This is a genomic window from Massilia aurea (genome assembly GCF_024753205.1).
In the GTDB taxonomy this organism is placed as follows: domain Bacteria; phylum Pseudomonadota; class Gammaproteobacteria; order Burkholderiales; family Burkholderiaceae_D; genus Telluria; species Telluria aurea.
The window spans coordinates 1-17,112 of the sequence record NZ_JANUGZ010000007.1 but is presented as its reverse complement, the minus strand read 5'-3'; the positions used below and the strand labels follow the sequence as shown (position 1 = coordinate 17,112).

Below are 17,112 nucleotides of genomic sequence, written 5' to 3'. Positions count from 1 at the left end.
CTCTACAAAAAAACCCACTCCTCAAAGAGGAAGTGGGTTTTTGTTTTAGTTCCTTGAAACTTCTATATCAGAATGGTTATACCCAACAAAAACCGTAAACAGCCGAGCGAGTGAGTGAGTGACTGACGTTTTAATGAAGCCTCTCAAAAAAAAGTAAACAAAGTGCCGTTCTTGGTGCTGTTGTTTACACTTTTCCCATGACTCCCTGTCCACTAAGCTTACCCACGATGTAGGGTCACAGTCGGCTGGCTATGGCATTCAGCTAGTGAAGGTACCTTACCCTACGCAGTACTGGATGCTCCAGCTCCTCGGCGGCCACCGCTGGGGCGACATACGGACCAGCAGTCAAACAATCCTTTTGAGACCGCTCGTGACCCTGGTTCGGTGCCGGGCAGGTCCCAAAGGCTTGAACGAGATACCTATCCTTCTCCTTGGTCGGTTGTATTTGTTCAATGCAAGGACCGTCCTCTTGCATCGATTCCACCTCAACCTTAGGTTGTCCAGAGTTGCACTTCGTTGTTTCAGTCATCAGGCCTCCTGTTTGTTACTGCACATGCACGAATCTAGCACGTTCTCATCTAATTCTACAGTTGGCTACAATGCTGGTCACACACCTGTTAGCTGGCTTGAAGGGTCGCAAAAGCTCCTGTGAGCAGGGCTCTACGTAGGGTTCGCTTGCTGTGTACACCCCATTTGAACTGACATATCGCGTTCAGTAACGTACTTGGCGCTCTCCAGGTTACAAAGAATCAACATTTAGACCACGAGATACATTTCTTCCTTTACAATTCCTGCGGAACTGTTTGTAACGGGCTGACATATCTTTAGCGCATGAACGACAGTGATACGGCATCACAAGAACACTAAGCTACTAGGGAGAGCACGGTGCAAAAGTCACTGACTGCATTGCTTGCAGACACCGCCAACGACGACAATGCAGGGCAAGTTGCGTCGCAAGGTTTCACATTTCAGGAATGGTATGCTGTTCTGCTTATTACCGAGCTCCTCGAAAAAAAAGAAGATTTTGCAATAGGCATCGAAGTAAAAGAAGATATATCAGTTCTCGACTCCCCAACTGACCCAACGAAAATCGAATTCTGCCAAGTAAAGACTAACGAACAGGTCGTTGCCTGGACGCTTTCCGAGCTTCACAAGAAAGGTAAGAAACTCAAGGATGGGACTTATCCGCCATCAATACTGGGAAAGCTCTACAAACGCCGGCATGAGTTCAGCGGATATCCCTCAAAGCTGCGATTTGTCTCCAATACCAGTTTTAAAATCAAAGACGGCGTGGATGACGCAGTTAACTCTCATGACTACCATCTCAACAGTTTGAGTGATGGCGGTAAAAAGCTAATCGCTAAAGCGCTAGCAAGCCAGCTCGCTCTAGCTGAAACCGATATCGACTTGACAGACGTAAGACTACACCGGTCGGACCTTTCACTTGGTCAACAACAATTGTTTATTAGTGGAAAGCTCAGTGACCTCGCATATAAACAGCTAATCCCGTTCCAAGTTCCACAGCCAGTTGTCGCGGCTTTAATGCTTGCTTCAGAAGTACGAATCAAAGGCTCAAATACTAGCTATGCTGCGACGTTTGAGGAACTGCGAGCCAAACGACTCATTGCCCGCAGCGATGCCTTGGCAACGCTTTCTCTTCTTTCAAATCCTTCAAAGTCGACGGCTGACATCTTTGACGAAGGAGTAGAGCTTCTGCGTAAAGAGCCTGGCCACGATTATGGTGAAGTAGAAGAAATTCAGGACGAACGGGCTGCAGTGATGCTGGCACTTGCAGACAGGACAAATACTCAGGTCAAAAGACAGTTAGTGACCCTCGTCGAATGCTATAAAATTATCAAAATTTCTAGCAGTCCAGAGAAGAAAAAACTTAGCAGTTACATGAAACGAGTAGCTAGTGACGCGCTCATCATAAACCCTGAAGCATTTTCGATGGCTACCCCACCTTTCCTCCACGCACTTGTCCTCATGGTTATCCGCAATGGTATCGACATCAACGTATTCACTTCTACGGCTAATCCGCAATCTGAGGTTACAAAATGAGCCGCAACGTGACCTTCAAGACGCTCTGGCTCGTATCGGAGAGCGAACAAAAAGCGAAAAAACAAACTTTCTCGAAAGCAAAGACGATTCTGTACGGGACGAACGGAACAGGTAAGTCTCGCATTACAAAAAATCTTTTCTGGACACTCGGTTGTTCGCCAGAGAAGCATATCGCGCCACGATGGGACCCAGATACCATCGGCGCCTTGGAGCTAGAGTTCGCCGGAAAGAATTACTTGGTCGTCCGTCAAAGGAAGGACTTGGGTTTGTTTTCATCTGAAGGCGAACTCATCGCCGCTGCCGACACATTAGGCGAGTGGGACAAAATCATGGCCAACTTATTTGGCTATAGGCTGATGCTCCGCCGGAGTGCGAACACGACCCCATCACGGGTTGGAATTGACTACCTTACCCTGCCGTTCTACATTGACCAAGACGGCGGCTGGGGTGCAACGTGGAGTTCGTATTCTACCTTGAGCCAGTTCCGGAAGTGGCAGAAGCCTGTATTTGAAGCGTTCATTGGCCTGCGGCCTAACGGCTATTTTACCGAGTATCAACGCTGGGAAGTCGCGAACGACCAGTTAAAAGTGATGCAAGATAAGTTTGAGACCCAGCGAACTGCGTTCTCCCGTGTACGCCAAATCCTTCCGAAAACTGTACCAGTGCTTAACACTGAAAGGTTTGAAAACGAGCTGGTTGACCTGGGTGAGAAGGCGCGTGACTTGCAAAGGCGGCAGAGCGAACTTCGTGAAAAGCTTGTCATAGCTATCAACTTAAAAGAAAAAATTGATGCTGAGTTGAGGCTCGCCGTAGAGGCTCACCGTGGACTTACCGATGACCTTGGGTTCATCAGCGAGTTCGACCAAGCAACAATTGAATGTCCGACATGTGGGACTCAACACACAAATTCTTTCCACGCCCGACTACAGTTGACACAGGATGCTCATTCGATGTCCCTCCTTGTTGGCGAGCTTCGAGATGAACGAAACACTGCGAGCAAAAGACATCAGACCATTTTCAAGTTATTGCAGGAGACTGAGGGTGAGAGCAGAAAAATAAAGACTGCTCTTGAAGAGGAGCCTGAACACATTGAGTCGAAAGACCTGCTACTGGCTGCGCACAGTGCCCAAACGCTGGATAACGCTTTTGACAAGGTCACCTTGGAGTTGACAAAGGAAATTCAAACGTTAGCTGAAGAGGTTGATAAATATCGTCTCGCTTACAAGAAATATGAAGACTTACATCGATTGAAGACTGTAAAGGGATATTACAACGGAAGCATTTCCTACTATTCCGACAGACTCAACATACCTCCTGAAGAGCAAATTATTAAAGCTAAACCAGGAGAGCGTGGCAAGGTCGGAGGAAGCTCCGCGCCTCGCTCATTATTAGCCGTTCACATGGCAATGTTGAAAACTAATACGGAACATGGCGATATGCCTCATTTCCCCTTCGTTGTAGATACGCTGCAGCAGTCTGGTCAAGACCTGGACAACTTGTCATCGATGATTGAAATTTTGAATGGTTCTATAAGCCCAGCACATCAAACTATCCTCGCTTTGGAGATGTTGCCACCGTCAGTTAACATTTCGGGTTTTGACGTCGTTCATTTGACAGAGAAAAGGCAGCTGCTCAACGAAAAGGACTTTAAGGAAGTGGAATTCCTCTCAGCTCACCTCCAGTCAATGCATAAGGCGATTGCAACGAAAAAATCGGAACGGAAATCGGAACGAAATTCCGATTCAAAATAATTGATAGCGCAACACGTGGCCACAGTGCCAGTATAGAATTATTGAGTTTAACTCTAACTATATGAAAGAAATACCCACATGCTTGACGGCAAACTTCTTGAGCTTCTAACTGTAGCGAAATACTTGATTGCGCAGATTGCAGTAAATGGCAACAATGCCGAAGCGACTCCAGAGGATTTAATCAATACTAGACTTCCGTTCACTCTGCCTGTGACCCTCGGCGAACTTATTGGATACGTTGAGAAAGAAATTGAGGATATTCATTTCGAAATCAAACGGCTGATTGGAAAGGAATATTGGGATTCTATCATCAAGGCTTACGATGACACGCTTACAGACTATATGAGCCGGAAGTACGATAGAACTCCAAGGCCAAGATAAATTTGCAGTCTCACTGTTCGCACTTCAAGTTTTAAAAAGTTTTTCAGGGCTCGGTATTCAAAAAACTAGACTTTTGTGAGTGTTCGAACAAAGGCCGCGTAAGCGGCCGATTCACGCTAGCTGTGGTATTCCTATCGAGTATCAATGGTGAGCCCGCCTTTTACGATAGATAAAATGCTAGCGCGAGACACGGAATAGCTGCGAGCTAATGAACTAACGCTATCCCCTTCGTTGTACTTCCTAAGAATGTCTGTACGCTGGACGTTATTTGTTTTCAAAGGGCGCCCCAGAGTTTTTCCTTCACTCTTCGCGCGGGCTAGCCCGGCCTGAGTGCGTTCGACTAGCAGGTCTCGCTCTAGCTCTGCCACCGCAGCAAGCATGCTCAACATCAGTTTGCCGGCCGGTGAGCCAAGGTCCAGGTTGCCCAGCTGCAGAACGACGACGGCAATCTCGCTTCTAGCAAGCATCCGAATTGTCGCCATGATGTCTTGCGCATCGCGTCCCAACCTATCCAGCTTGGAGACAACCAGGGTCTCGCCTCTACGTATCTTGCCTAGCATCACCCCGAACTGCGGGCGCTGAGTAGCACACGTTTTGCCAGTGATGGTATCTGCGTACCAGTAATCGACACTGTATCCAGCGCGCTCAATTTCAAGGCGTTGATTTTCTGCTGTCTGCTCCTTAGTGCTGATGCGTGCGTAACCGAAGGTTGCCATGGAAGTCCTGTCAAAGTGTTAGAAATGGGTGACAGAATGTAGCGACCTGTTATTAAACGCAGAGGCTATTTTTCTAACGGTTCGTTCCAGTTGGTCCCTCGACTGTTAGAAAACGGACGTTTTCTAACACCGCTCATGCTTCACCTCCGCGATGTTTACAAGTTACATGGCAAGAGCGACTTGATTTTACCGTCGCTTTGTACGTTCTTTTAGAGATGGCCTAGAACGTTCGCGACTCACCGCTACTGCTGCCTTGACATAAAGCTCTAAGGCTCCTCTGTCGTGCTCCGGCGCCGCTGCTTGGCTAAAACCCTCATGACGGCCAATACCTTTGATGATTCCAATGATTACCAACGGGTCACCAGCTTCCAGTCGCTGAAGCGTGGGGACTGAGACACCCATGCGGCTTGCCAAGTTTGTAGCGATTCCCTGCATCGCAGACGGGCAACGACTAGGTCGGCGCCGAGCCTGTTGAGAGCTGCCGCAGTTTCGGGTGAAAGCTGCGTAATAGCATCGGAACACATTAAATACATATCACGCGATATGGCTCTCAAGCAAACATAAGTGTAATCTCAGGATTACATCGAAAGATAACGCATAAGGAAAGCGGCCGCCATCACAACAAAAAAAACCGGCGTTGCAATATATATTACTATCTCAAGTATGCGCACAAGTTTTTTGCGGCCAGCTGAGGTGAAAAAGTAAGTTTCGAGGAATTTTTCCATGTCTCAATCTACCTTTGCCTTATCTCGTTAGGTCAGGCCTTCGCAAACCTAGTCTTCAAAGCCGGCGTCAGCTAATGTAAGCTACTCACTGCTAGATTGTGCTCCAATCCGGACGCGCACAATTGCGGAAATCCCATCAGCCGTTAATGGGGAAATAGGCGCCGCATGATTTGTAAGCTCGCTTCTTGCACAGGAATTCTTGGTTTATAGAGAACTTTATCTAGCGTCCAATTGTCTTTGAAGTATTTTTCGCGCCGTACGTAACTTAGGATGCGTGAAGCCAACCCACGCATCACAAAAAACGGTTTTATCTTCTAGCCAAGAGTCCAATAATGCCCACCCTGATACGTGGTCATCGATGATGACATAGGTAGCGCGACCTTCCGACGCATGCTGTTCGAGCCAGGCCTCAATCTCACTCAACCTGCCGGACACCGAATCACGAGGTGTACACCAGTGCTCACTTAGGTTTTCTACTACAAATTTCAGACCCGTGCGGCTGAGCACCTCGCAAATTTGGTCGCGATTCAGGTGCGATGCCCAAGACGAAGAAACCACATAGTTGGGTTCAAACTCCTCATGCAACGCGAACAGATTTTTTCGAGCGCCGGCGTCAAAAACGCTAGCCCATAGCTCGGGCATCACCTCTATCCCGTCACCAGCAAATGCATCCAAAACCCGGTGGCCGTTGTGTACCTGGTGGACTGCAAGAACATCGTCGAAGTCTAGAAAGACAGTTGGCTTCACGCTTGCTCCATTGTGCTGGCTGGTTACTGCATCCGCAGCTGAACTAGTTCGCGAACTCAGTATTCTAGTTCGCGAACTCAGTATTGAAGGGACGTGCGAGCCCCCGGGTATTGATAATCGCAAGGTCAAGCCTCCATTGAGGCTATACATACTCAGTTACAGCCATATGAGATTTTCAGTATAAACTCAAATCACGTGACCGTAAAGTGCGTAACCTCAAAAGCTGTGACCTCATAGGTTGCGGACTTCCGTGCAGCAAAAGCACGTAGGGAGAGTCGGCCGGCAACGCTATCCGTGCGCCTTAAGCGTTGTCACGCGTGACATGACCCTCACTGCAGACAAAGTGCGCGAGCCGCTTCGATACACGAGGAGATAGTTCACTCGACAATTGAGCTGAACTATCGTGCATACGTCCTCACAGGCAGCAGGTATCAGTAGCCAGTTGAAATCGAACGCCCACTCATCAACGCCGAGCGCGGTGACGGTCACTAAACTTCGCTGACCGGAAGAGCCCCGGTTAGCGAGTACACCCGTGTGTTAACTCGACTCAAACGTTGGCGTGGTAAATTGCTCACTTTTACATCTCACCAAAGGTCAACCATGCCAACTTATCAGGAATACCAAGAGCAAATTGCGAAGCTGCAGACGCTAGCCGAGCAAGCGCGCCAAGATGAGCTCGTTGAAGCCCGCCGCAAAGTTCGCGAACTCATGGATGCGCACAATCTGTCACCATCTGACCTTGACGAATCAAATAAGAAGACAACGCAGGTGAAGAAGAAGGGAACGGTTCAGGCTAAGTATCGAGACCCGGACACTGGAGCAACCTGGACGGGACGCGGCCTGACACCACTTTGGCTCGACGGCCGAAACAAAGAGGACTTCCTCATAAAGTGATGGCCCTAGCTCTTGTATGTGAGTGGGCCCTCTAATAGGGCGCCGTTCCCGCAAAGACTAGCGGGTGAAGCTCGCGTATCACTTCCTAGATGCGAAGGGCGGCGGGTCGTCTACAGCTAGGAAGCGCAGCAAAGTCATTTGCATTTATTCGCGCAGCAGCCCGTCCCATCTACCGCTGCACTAATCGCGGCCACCTTCGTAGCCACTTCTTCATCGCCCAGACTGTAGAACGGTGCGAACCCGCCGCCCGGGTCCTGAAGTTCGTAGTTTGGCCTTGGCATACGCGGGCCGCAGTCCACTGAACCCGGCTGTTGTACACGTAGCAGCGCAAGTCGATAGCCGCCTCCTGACAAAGCTAAGACGTGATATACCGGGACCTCAGCACTATTTTCGATTAGCTCTTCATTAGCATTCATGCTAAAACTCTCCCGAAATTCATTGCTTAAAAACAACGTTTATCTAGTGAATACACAACATATAGTATCGAGCTGAAGAAATTTACTATATGTAGTGTAGCACAGCCGTGTTTTCAGAAGACAAGCTGTATATAAAAACAGTTGAGAGTTCAGCTACTAACGGTTGGACAGGTCTTGTCAGAGCTTAACGATTACAAGAAATGCAAGAAGTCCAAAGACTTGAGTAACTGTTCAAGCGAACTTGACTAAGTACGGTAGGGAAGAAAGAAGAAGGTTCTACTAGAGGAGGAAGCCACGTAGTAGACAGCAAAACACGATGCCGACGAGAGACGTCGACCTAACTGACCAGTGGTAAGGAGAGTCGAAGTAGCTAGTACTACTAGAAGTGAGAGGCTCGCAAACTACATGCAGCTACTAACGAACAAGCGAGCCGTAGCTCGCTTGTTGTGAGATGTTAGCTTGCTAAGACGATTCCTAGCACTACCAATGTGAATCCGATGACACTTGCCGTGACACCCAGGCCAGACAGGGTCGCCAAAGCGCTCTCTTTGCTATCGAAACGACTCTTTATCCATGTTGACATAAATCCTCCTAGCTGCTAACAGGCTTCAGTAGCCAGTAGTGTACTACTGTGTAGGCACCACCTGCAAACACTGTTACGACTATGGAGGAAGCTAGCGTTTTATAGTGTTGGTACCAACGCATCCCTCCAAGGAAGGGCCCCACGGGGAAGACCGTCCCAACAGCCGCCATGAGCGCAGAAGCGCTGATGAGGATGACGAATCCTCCATCTAATGCGTTTGTAGCGCTTTGACTCAGGATAAGCCCTTGGGTAGCAATCTCGTACTTCGCTGAGACGCAAAATCCAAGTGCAGCCCAGCCAAACTGCCCATCTTTGACCAGGCTCAGTACGCTGGTCAACGCAGGTAAGTTCAGGCACTTCAGGAACAGCATTGCCAAGATAGGGGCAAAAATCGGCACAAAGAGGTTGACGAAAAACCAGCCCATCTTTTTCTCGGGAAATATAAGAGGACTGAATATATAAGCAACATCGCACTCATGTCAATGTACTAATTTTTATTTTATGCTTAAAACGGATTTATCAAGGGGTGCTAGCTCACTTGCATGGAAGCCCTACTCTCTCCGCATGAAATTAAACACTCAGCCTAAGCTGACACTCTGGACCGTCCCTTGTTAGTAAGTAGAACTATTGTTCTCCTGGCTAGTCAGTGTCAAACTAGTTCTGTTGTATGTAAGTGGGTCCTCTAGTGGGACACCGTTCCCGCGCGGACTAGCGGGTGAAGCTCGTGTATCACTTCATAGATGCGAAGGGCGGCGGTTTATCCCCAGCTAGGAAGCGCTGCCGAGTCATTTGCATTCACTCGCGCAGCAGCCCGTCCCATCTACCGCTGCACTAATCGCGGCCAACTTCGTAGCCACGTCTGTATCGCCCAGACTGTAGACCGGTGCGAACCCGCCGCCTGGGGTCCTGAAATTCGTAGTTTGGCCTTGGTAAACACGGGCCGCAGTCCATTGGACTTGGCCGTTGTACACATAGCTGCGCAAGTCAAACTTCAAAGTTTCAGGATTGTCTGCAGTACCGGCGACTCGAACCCCAGGAGTGACTACTCGCTGAGCGATGTACTCGCCCGACAAGATTTCCTGCCAAACCCGCTTCGTTACCTTGTCGCCCCGGTAGGCGGCTCTCCCTCCGTATCCAGCGATAGGCTTGAAAAACAGATTGCGTCGCTCGTTCCACAATCGTTCAGCGTTATCGCTCGTGACGCTCTCGGTAAAAGGCACGTTGGCAATCAATATGTCGATAGTCGCCTGGGGTACTCCGAGTGCTTCGAGTGCGGTGGCATCACTCAATATCGTGAGGTTTCGCTTGTTTGCATAGACGGCATGAGCGTGCGGGTGCGGAGTGAGTACAACCGCGTCCTGGCAGTACGCGTCATGCAGAGCGCGCGACTCAGGCGCCTCGAGCATGAAGTCGGTAAGCCGGTTGTAGACCAGGTCAATCTTCATCTCACCAAACCACAGCACGCTGTCTTTGAAAGTAAGTTCGCCCGGGTCTGCGATGACGGCGTTGATGTCGTTCTTGGCGAACAGCCGCTGAAACAGGAGGAATTCAGGGTAGAGGAACTGTTGCTGAGGTTGCGTGTCGACTATTGCTATCGTTCGCAGAGGCGCAGTTTGTCCCGCTGCTGCCCATTCTGCCCGGAACATCTGCACTATCTTGTCCTCGAACATAGCGCTGGAAAGGATAGCTTGTGCTAGCTGCTTATCGTCCAGACAGCAGGTTCGATGTGCCCTTGCCATAGCAGCGTTGAGCATCGCGCCCCCAGCGTTTGTGTTTATTTCGATAAGGCCGAGATTCGCGCCGTCCGGGTGAAAGTCATATCCGAAAAACACTCCTCGCGCACCGCCGGCCCCTCTCTTGGCAATATCGGGCGCATCGGCCAGTACAAGCTCTCGGTATGCGGGCAGCTCAATGACAGACTCAAGGGCACGTACTACTTCCTCGATTCTGTCCGCCTGCGTGCGCGAAATGAATACTGGCCGTGCGGAGAACAGGAACGGACATCGCTCCTCTATCAGTTCAAATAGCATATCGTCATGCACTTCACCGGACAGCGCCGACTTCAAGGCAGACTTGTCCAAGCTGCTGCAAAAGCAGGAACTGTTGAGCTGTTCTGCTGGCAACCTGGTCGAGTCATAGTTGCTTGCCGGGTTGTCAGTAACGATGTCGGAATTTCGCATACGGTTCCTATCCTTGGTGCGAGCTTATGGCTCGGGTACTCGGCGCCGCCTGCCCGCGAAGGCGTGACGCGTTAGTAATTACGGAGACGGAGCTGAGGCTCATGGCAAGGGCGGCAACCATGGGAGACAGCAGCTGTCCTGTGAAGGGATACAGCACCCCGGCCGCCAGTGGAATCCCAAGCGCGTTGTAGACAAATGCAAAGCCGAGGTTTTGCCACATGTTTCGCACCGTCTGGACAGAAATGGAACGAGCGACCGCAATGCCGCGTAGGTCTCCCTTCACGAGGGTGATGTGGGCACTATTGATGGCCACGTCCGTTCCGGTACCCATGGCTACGCCAACGTTTGCTTTGGCGAGCGCCGGCGCATCGTTGATACCGTCGCCAGCCATTGCGACAACCCGCCCCTCTTTCTGTAATTTGTCTACCAATGCAAGCTTGTCCTGCGGCTTCACCTCGCCATAGAACTCGTCTATCCCGAGCTTTGAGGCAACCGAGCGCGCTGTGGTGATTCCATCCCCGGTAGCCATCACAACAGTTATCCCATCGTTACGGAGATTCGTCAGCGCCTCTATTGTCGTGGCTTTGATAGGGTCAGATACTGCCAGGAGGCCTACCAGCACGCCTCCCTCGGCGAGGTACATTACGCTGGCACCCTCGGCTCTCAAACTCTCAGCAGGCCCCGTGAGGGCGTGCCAGTTGACACTCAAAGACTCCATCAGTGCAGTATTTCCTAGTGCAACCCGTTTTCCGTCTACGATACCGGTCACCCCAATACCGCTGGCAGACTCGAAGGTTTCGGGCTTCGATAGCAAAATACCTCTCGTCTTTGCCTCGGCTACGATAGCGTGAGCCAACGGGTGCTCACTGCCTTGGTCGAGGCTGGCGGCGAGCTGAAGGACGTACTCGTCGTTGTACCCTGGCGCCGCGACAACGGTGTTGAACGCCGGCTTTCCTTCTGTTAGCGTGCCCGTCTTGTCGACGATAAGGGTATTAACCTTTCGAAGGTCTTCGATAGCTGCAGCGTCGCGGAATAACACACCCTGCGATGCCGCACGGCCGGTTGCCGCCATGATGGACATAGGCGTGGCCAAGCCGAGCGCACAGGGACATGCAATGATAAGCACTGCCACCGCGTTAACGAACCCAAAGACCCAGCTTGGTTCCGGGCCGAACAGTCCCCAGACCACAAGGGTCAGAAGCGCAATTGCCGCGACAACAACTACGAAGTACCCCGCCACGGAGTCAGCCAGGCGCTGCATTGGCGCGCGCGAACGTTGAGCCTGCGAGACCATTTGCACAATCTGGGACAGCATTGTTTCTGACCCAACCTTCTCTGCGGTCATCACGAGGCTTCCGCTTGTGTTAATCGTTGCGCCTATCAGCCGGTCGCCAGGTCGTTTTGTTACGGGCACGGGCTCGCCTGTAAGCATCGACTCGTCGACCGCGCTTTCCCCTTCCGACACCATTCCGTCTACCGGAACCTTTTCGCCTGGGCGAACTCTAAGGGAATCTCCGACGTGTACATGGGTTAGGGGAACATCTTCTTCGCTCCCGTCTGAGGCAATACGTCGCGCCGTCTTGGGCGCCAGACCCAGCAACGATTTGATGGCAGCAGAGGTTTGCGAGCGCGCACGCAGTTCGAGGATTTGGCCAAGCAGCGTCAGCGAAACGATTACTGCCGCCGCCTCGAAGTAGACACCGATACGCCCGTGGCTTGCAAAAGTGACCGGAAAAGCGTTCGGGGCTAACGTGGCTACGACGCTGTAGCCATACGCAGCCATGACCCCTGAGCCAATAAGCGTCCACATATTCGGGCTCATGCGCATGAGGGACTGGAACCATCGCACGAAGAATGGCCAGCCGGCCCAGAGAACGACCGGTGTGCTTAGCGCTAACTCAATCCAGTTTTGCCCAGCTACGCCTGCCGGGAAAAGGACATGACCGAACATTGCCAGCGCAAAGACAACTGCTGTCAGAGGTAGGGTCCACCAGAAGCGCCGACGGAAGTCGACTAGTTCCGGGTTTTCTTCGTCGTCCAAGGAAGGAAGTTCAGGCTCCAACGCCATGCCACAAATTGGGCAGTTACCTGGCACGGCCTGTCGAATCTCGGGGTGCATCGGACAGGTGTACATCGTCCCTGTAGGAGCGTCCGTTGAACGAACATCTGCCGGTTTCGCGGCTGCCAAATAACTCTCCGGCGCAGCTCTAAACTTCTCCATACACTTTAAGCTGCAGAAGCGATAGACCTCGCCCCCAAACGTAATTTCTCGTTCAGGGTTTGGACCAACCTTCATCCCGCATACTGGGTCAGTGAACGGTTTCGCGTCTGTCGGCTGGTTAGGAGAAGGCATTTTGTCTCCTACGTGAACATGACCTGTGAGCTGCACTCCAGAGTGCTTATGCGCTTTGTGGTCGCCATGCGTTTCGGTCGTCATACGTAGCTCCTAAAGACTTGCAGTTAGCTCATTGAACCAAAGCGTGAAGACTCACTGTAAACCCTCCCATAGCTGGAAGGTCAAGCGGTTTTCAGACATTCAGATACCGCGTGAGATGCGGTATCTGAACTTCCTATTTATGAGAGGGTTTAGCTTTAAGCTGTCATTCGCTGGCATTCAGTCGCGCACTGTCGGCAGGCTTCTGCACACTTTTGGCAATGGTCCATTTGATGCTGTCCGCACTCATCGGCGCAGGCTTCGCAGATTTCTGCACACATGCGGCAAGCTGCCGCCGCGTATGCGCTCCCACGCGCCATCAATCCTGCAGCGAAGCGGCAGGCCTGGGCGCAGTCCATGTCCAAAGCGATGCACTTTGCCATCGCGGCGACGTGCTCTTCCTTTAAACACATTGCTGCGCAGTTGTCACATGCGTTGGCGCATGCGTTGCATGCATCGATACAGCTTTGAAAAGAATTCATTTCCATGTCGTTCTCCAAATGTGAGGGTCAAGTTACTCGTAGTACGAAATTGGGTCGCTTCGGAAACGACCCAAGCGGGGTGACAGTTAATCTAGTCTGCGTACGTTTGCAACGGGTACGAAGTCACAGTCACGGAACTGCTTGCACAGCATTTCCCTCATGTCGTTAATTGAGTTCTTCTGCATCGTTACGATGTTGTCGCAGTACCGGCGAAGACCATCGTGAGACAGGTCGCTTTTGACCTGGCATTCGAGGCTAGGGCTTAGCGCAGCAAAGTGGTGGCTGCTAAATACCTTGAGAAATTGCTCATCAAACTGGCGTCCAGCAGGGGTACGCTCAAGCATTTGAATCATCTGCATCCCGGAGGGGGCGAGCTTAGGCACGTACGAGACGCCGTACCACTCACGCAGCATTCGCTGGGCCTTTGCAATTTCCTCACGCTGACCGCGGTTGGCTTGGCGCGACATCGAACGAATTTCTTCGGCGGATGCCTTAGGGATGCTTTCTGCGTAGCCTGGCGTAGGTGTCGTACCTTCGTCAGGGTTAGTGATGGCCGGGTCGCGGACACGGTCACTACCTGCCGCAAGTTCAGTCATACGTAGGGCCGAGTAGTGGTGGTCAATGATGAAGGTTAAATAGTTTTTTTCAAATCGTGCCGTTCTTCCATCGCCTGGGCCTTCAGCGGACGCCGCGGACGAGAGAAGAAAAGCGCCGGCAGCCGTGACAGCAACAGCCGCCTGACTCCAGCCTGAGCGATGGGCGCGACCTGCCCTTCCGGTATTTGCGGAGAGTTTGGAATTCATGATTTCCTCTTAACGTAATGAAAGCGATAAGTGCATGCAAGTTCGACGGCCGTCATAACGAAAACGGCAGCCAGGGACAAGCTGGAATGCTTACAGGATTACGGAGAGGAATTTCGGCGGTCGCTCTAAGCCAGCTGAGATGTGGCTTGCGAATATGCCAAGGGGAGTTACTACGTGGGAGTCGCTTTTGAAGGACGGAATTTTGGTCGAGTGCACTGACGGGGGAGCACCTGCTCCTAGACAGCATGCTGCGCAAGGCTTGCATGAGCCGGTTTTCTTTAAATGCAGTTGGGAAGGTTCGCCGGTCGAGTCATCCTCAACCATCTGCATGGTGCCTGTGTCTTCGCACGGCATCTTCGAATTTACTCTCGCTTCACCGCCACCAGGCGCCAAAATCATCGACTGTGTCTGTGCGCGTACGCAGCACCCTCCTACCACAGCAGCTAGTCCCTGTAGAGGGACCGCCACCAGTAGGAGCCAGAGCACGCACACGCGGGAAAGACCTTGTTTCATGTTGGCAGTCTAGCAGCGAGAAAAAACCTGGGGCACACCGTACTGTCAGGAAAACCTAGATACGAAAACGCTAGGTTGAAGTCCGTCCTTTGAAGCTAGACTGGCGCCAGGCAACTACTTGGCGAGTACTCGTCGCTTACTGTGAACTATGCGCCTCGCCCGCCAAGCAGCCTGCTGCCGTCTAACGTCACATGGCCGCTGGTGGCTGCTGTGAGGTCAGGACAGCCGCCGCAATTAATGCGGCTAGTAGAACAACGCTCTCAACAATCAAAACAAGTCTCACAGTCCGGAGCCCCGGCGTAGAGTGCCGTGCACGTGCAAGCCCGAACACCTTGTTATATCCACCGAGGACAAGTGCCACGCTTACAAAGCAAAGCTTCACTAAGAGTGCAGTCGTGTACAGACTACTGGCAAGCAGATTGTCCACGGTCCCAACCCTGTTCCAAGCGTTGAGCAGCCCAGTTACGAACACTGCTACGACTGCGACCATAGCTGCTGCAGACATCGATTCCAGATAGTGAGCTATTCGGTTCAAGTCAGGTTGCCCTGCGCCGCTGCCCATCGCTTTCCACGCTGAGACAGCTACTAAGCCCGTCCATGCGCCCATAGCAGTGAGGTGGATTACCTCAACTGCGAAAGGAAGCGTCCAGAAACCGTTTTCACCGGCATGCCCCATTGATGCGCGTACAAACGCGAAGAGACCTAAGGCGGCAAGTACTGTCAACTCACGCCACTTCGCTGTCGAATGAAGTAGTCGAAAGACCAGTACCAGGCTAATCGCAAAAAACGAGATATAGCCGGCGCGTCCAATGCTCGTCATGGTCAACATCTGCCAGACGACGTCCTTGGCTTCCTGTAAGCCAACACCGCCCATAACCGCAGCGGACACCCACACCATGGCGCCAGTCGCTAATACCCCAAGTACAGCGGCGGCAATATCTCCGGACCGCAGTAAAGCTTCAGCGTCAGCGCGCGGAACCCCGGATGCCGAAAACCAACGGCGGGCAAGCCATGAGCCAACAAGCCACGCGAACGCGGCGTTCAAGGCGACGACTGACCCAACCTGAAGGCTCAGGACGCTATCCACTTATTTCACCGAGAATGAGAACGTGCCCGTACGGCGGTGACCGTCATGGCCGGCAACGGCCCATTTAACGGTATAAGTGCCTGTGGACAGGCCTCTGGTTTGGAGGCGTACTATTGTCGGGTTGGCGGCATCGACCTTCGCCTTCTCGGTCTCGACGACCTTACCGTCGGTGTAAGTCAACGTAACGGTGCTAAACGCTTGCTCGACTTTCTCGTTGAAGGTCAGGGAAATTTCGGCCGGCGCCGCTTCCAAAACAGCTCCTGGTGTCGGGTTCGAAGCTGCGAGCTTCGCGTGTGCCATCGCGAGTGGGGCTGCGATGGTAGCTGCTGAAAAAACGCAGGCTGCGACGATTTTTTGGATAGTTTTCATGTTCAACCTCTAGTAGTTATTGATTACTTAGCTTTACGGGAGGACCAGTGGACGTGCGTGATGAGCCACTTGTCGCCCTGCTTTTCTAGTACGGCAGTCTCTGTTCCAAACGAGTGGACGCTCGTTCCTTTGAACTTGCCCTTTGTCTCCGTTTCGCGTGTGACGATGGCGATATTTCCTTCCACTCGCTCGTTCTGGCGAATGACCGTCTGGCTCGTCGCTTTAGCAAAGGCCATGTCACTTGGGAGATGGTGACCAGCATATTCATCGCGTGAGCGCTCAACATAACCAGACTCGAAAATCTGGATAGTTGGGGAAAGGAAGACGGTAGCCGTGTCGGCCTTCCCCGCTGACAACGCTTCATGAAACGCAGAGACGGTTTCAAGTGGGGTCGCAGCGAGTGCCTGGAAGGACGCGGCAGAGAGCGCAATGGCAAAAAGTGTTTGGCGCATAGATTTTTATATGTCTGTGATGGTCGGGGACAGCCGACAAGCCGATTTTCGATTACTAGACTTGTCGTGCTCTTAACTGCTCTCGAACTACTTACTTCGTCGGCGCTGCCCAAGATTTTTTCATCTCGGCCATGTGCGCCACTTCCTTCTTCTGCATTTCGACGAGTCTGTTCGCGAACTCCTTAACGTCGGCGTGCTGGAGCTTTGGAGCTTCGGTCTGCGCCATCTTGATGGCGCCTTTGTGGTGCTGGCTCATCATGTCTACAAACATGCGGTCAAACTGCTCACCCTTGGCTGACATCAGCTTGTCACCGCTCATGCCTTTCATTGACTCGGGCATACCAGGCATCTTCATGTTCATCGCTTCTGGCTTCCCGGGATACCACTGTTCTTTCCACCCTTTGAGCTGGGCAATCTCTTTTTCCTGCTCGGCCATCATCTTCTTGGCCATGTCCTTAAGTTCTTGGTTGGCTGAGCGACTTTCAACCAAGCTGGCCATATGCATTGCCATCTGATGG

15 protein-coding genes are annotated in these 17,112 nt (G+C 51.9%); 4 read left to right on the top strand and 11 right to left on the bottom strand.

The window, feature by feature from the left end; genetic code table 11:
* Positions 1-885 precede the first annotated feature (885 nt).
* The 3 genes from NX775_RS22470 (at position 886) to NX775_RS22460 (ending at position 4,193) form a co-directional block, all read left to right on the top strand.
* On the top strand, positions 886-2,061 hold the full coding sequence (locus tag NX775_RS22470; RefSeq protein WP_258838009.1) for a dsDNA nuclease domain-containing protein: 1,176 nt from the start codon (positions 886-888) through the stop codon (positions 2,059-2,061).
* Positions 2,058-3,812 carry a hypothetical protein gene (locus tag NX775_RS22465; protein WP_258838008.1) on the top strand — a complete coding sequence of 585 codons (1,755 nt, stop codon included), beginning with the start codon at positions 2,058-2,060 and terminating at the stop codon, positions 3,810-3,812. The genes NX775_RS22470 and NX775_RS22465 overlap by 4 nt, the downstream gene beginning before the upstream one ends.
* Before the next feature lie 78 nt (positions 3,813-3,890).
* Positions 3,891-4,193 carry a hypothetical protein gene (locus NX775_RS22460; protein WP_258838007.1) on the top strand — a complete coding sequence of 101 codons (303 nt, stop codon included), beginning with the start codon at positions 3,891-3,893 and terminating at the stop codon, positions 4,191-4,193.
* Between the two features lie 131 nt (positions 4,194-4,324).
* Here NX775_RS22460 and NX775_RS22455 read toward each other — a convergent pair whose 3' ends face one another.
* Both NX775_RS22455 and NX775_RS22450 read right to left on the bottom strand, forming a co-directional pair.
* Complete coding sequence (locus tag NX775_RS22455) at positions 4,325-4,909, bottom strand: recombinase family protein (RefSeq protein ID WP_258838006.1); 585 nt, start codon at positions 4,907-4,909, stop codon at positions 4,325-4,327.
* A gap of 941 nt (positions 4,910-5,850) precedes the next feature.
* Complete coding sequence (locus NX775_RS22450) at positions 5,851-6,381, bottom strand: HAD domain-containing protein (RefSeq protein WP_258838005.1); 531 nt, start codon at positions 6,379-6,381, stop codon at positions 5,851-5,853.
* Positions 6,382-6,981: 600 nt separating this feature from the next.
* Between NX775_RS22450 and NX775_RS22445 the strand changes: the two genes are divergently transcribed.
* On the top strand, positions 6,982-7,275 hold the full coding sequence (locus NX775_RS22445; RefSeq protein ID WP_258838004.1) for an H-NS histone family protein: 294 nt from the start codon (positions 6,982-6,984) through the stop codon (positions 7,273-7,275).
* Between the two features lie 1,007 nt (positions 7,276-8,282).
* Here NX775_RS22445 and NX775_RS22440 read toward each other — a convergent pair.
* From NX775_RS22440 to NX775_RS22400, 9 genes are all read right to left on the bottom strand, one after another.
* Positions 8,283-8,699 (bottom strand): hypothetical protein, encoded by a 417-nt coding sequence (locus NX775_RS22440; RefSeq protein ID WP_258838003.1) that lies wholly within the window; start codon positions 8,697-8,699, stop codon positions 8,283-8,285.
* A gap of 360 nt (positions 8,700-9,059) precedes the next feature.
* Complete coding sequence (locus NX775_RS22435; protein ID WP_258838002.1) at positions 9,060-10,454, bottom strand: hypothetical protein; 1,395 nt, start codon at positions 10,452-10,454, stop codon at positions 9,060-9,062.
* Positions 10,455-10,461: 7 nt separating this feature from the next.
* The gene (locus NX775_RS22430; protein ID WP_258838001.1) at positions 10,462-12,807 is read right to left on the bottom strand and encodes a heavy metal translocating P-type ATPase; all 2,346 of its coding nucleotides are present in this window, start codon (positions 12,805-12,807) and stop codon (positions 10,462-10,464) included.
* Positions 12,808-13,046: 239 nt separating this feature from the next.
* Positions 13,047-13,370, bottom strand: coding sequence for a four-helix bundle copper-binding protein (locus tag NX775_RS24280; protein WP_502572609.1), 324 nt, complete (start codon positions 13,368-13,370; stop codon positions 13,047-13,049).
* Between the two features lie 86 nt (positions 13,371-13,456).
* Positions 13,457-14,173, bottom strand: a complete 717-nt coding sequence (locus NX775_RS22420; protein WP_258837999.1) for a DUF305 domain-containing protein — start codon at positions 14,171-14,173, stop codon at positions 13,457-13,459.
* A 700-nt stretch (positions 14,174-14,873) separates the two neighbouring features.
* Positions 14,874-15,773 (bottom strand): CopD family protein, encoded by a 900-nt coding sequence (locus NX775_RS24215; RefSeq protein ID WP_258837998.1) that lies wholly within the window; start codon positions 15,771-15,773, stop codon positions 14,874-14,876.
* Entirely contained in the window at positions 15,774-16,142 is a 369-nt protein-coding gene (gene copC / locus NX775_RS22410; protein WP_258837997.1) for a copper homeostasis periplasmic binding protein CopC, read from the bottom strand.
* 23 nt (positions 16,143-16,165) lie between these two features.
* Positions 16,166-16,594, bottom strand: coding sequence for a YybH family protein (locus NX775_RS22405; protein WP_258837996.1), 429 nt, complete (start codon positions 16,592-16,594; stop codon positions 16,166-16,168).
* A 91-nt stretch (positions 16,595-16,685) separates the two neighbouring features.
* The coding region (locus NX775_RS22400) for a DUF305 domain-containing protein (RefSeq protein WP_258837995.1) at positions 16,686-17,112 on the bottom strand (427 nt) is incomplete at its 5' end.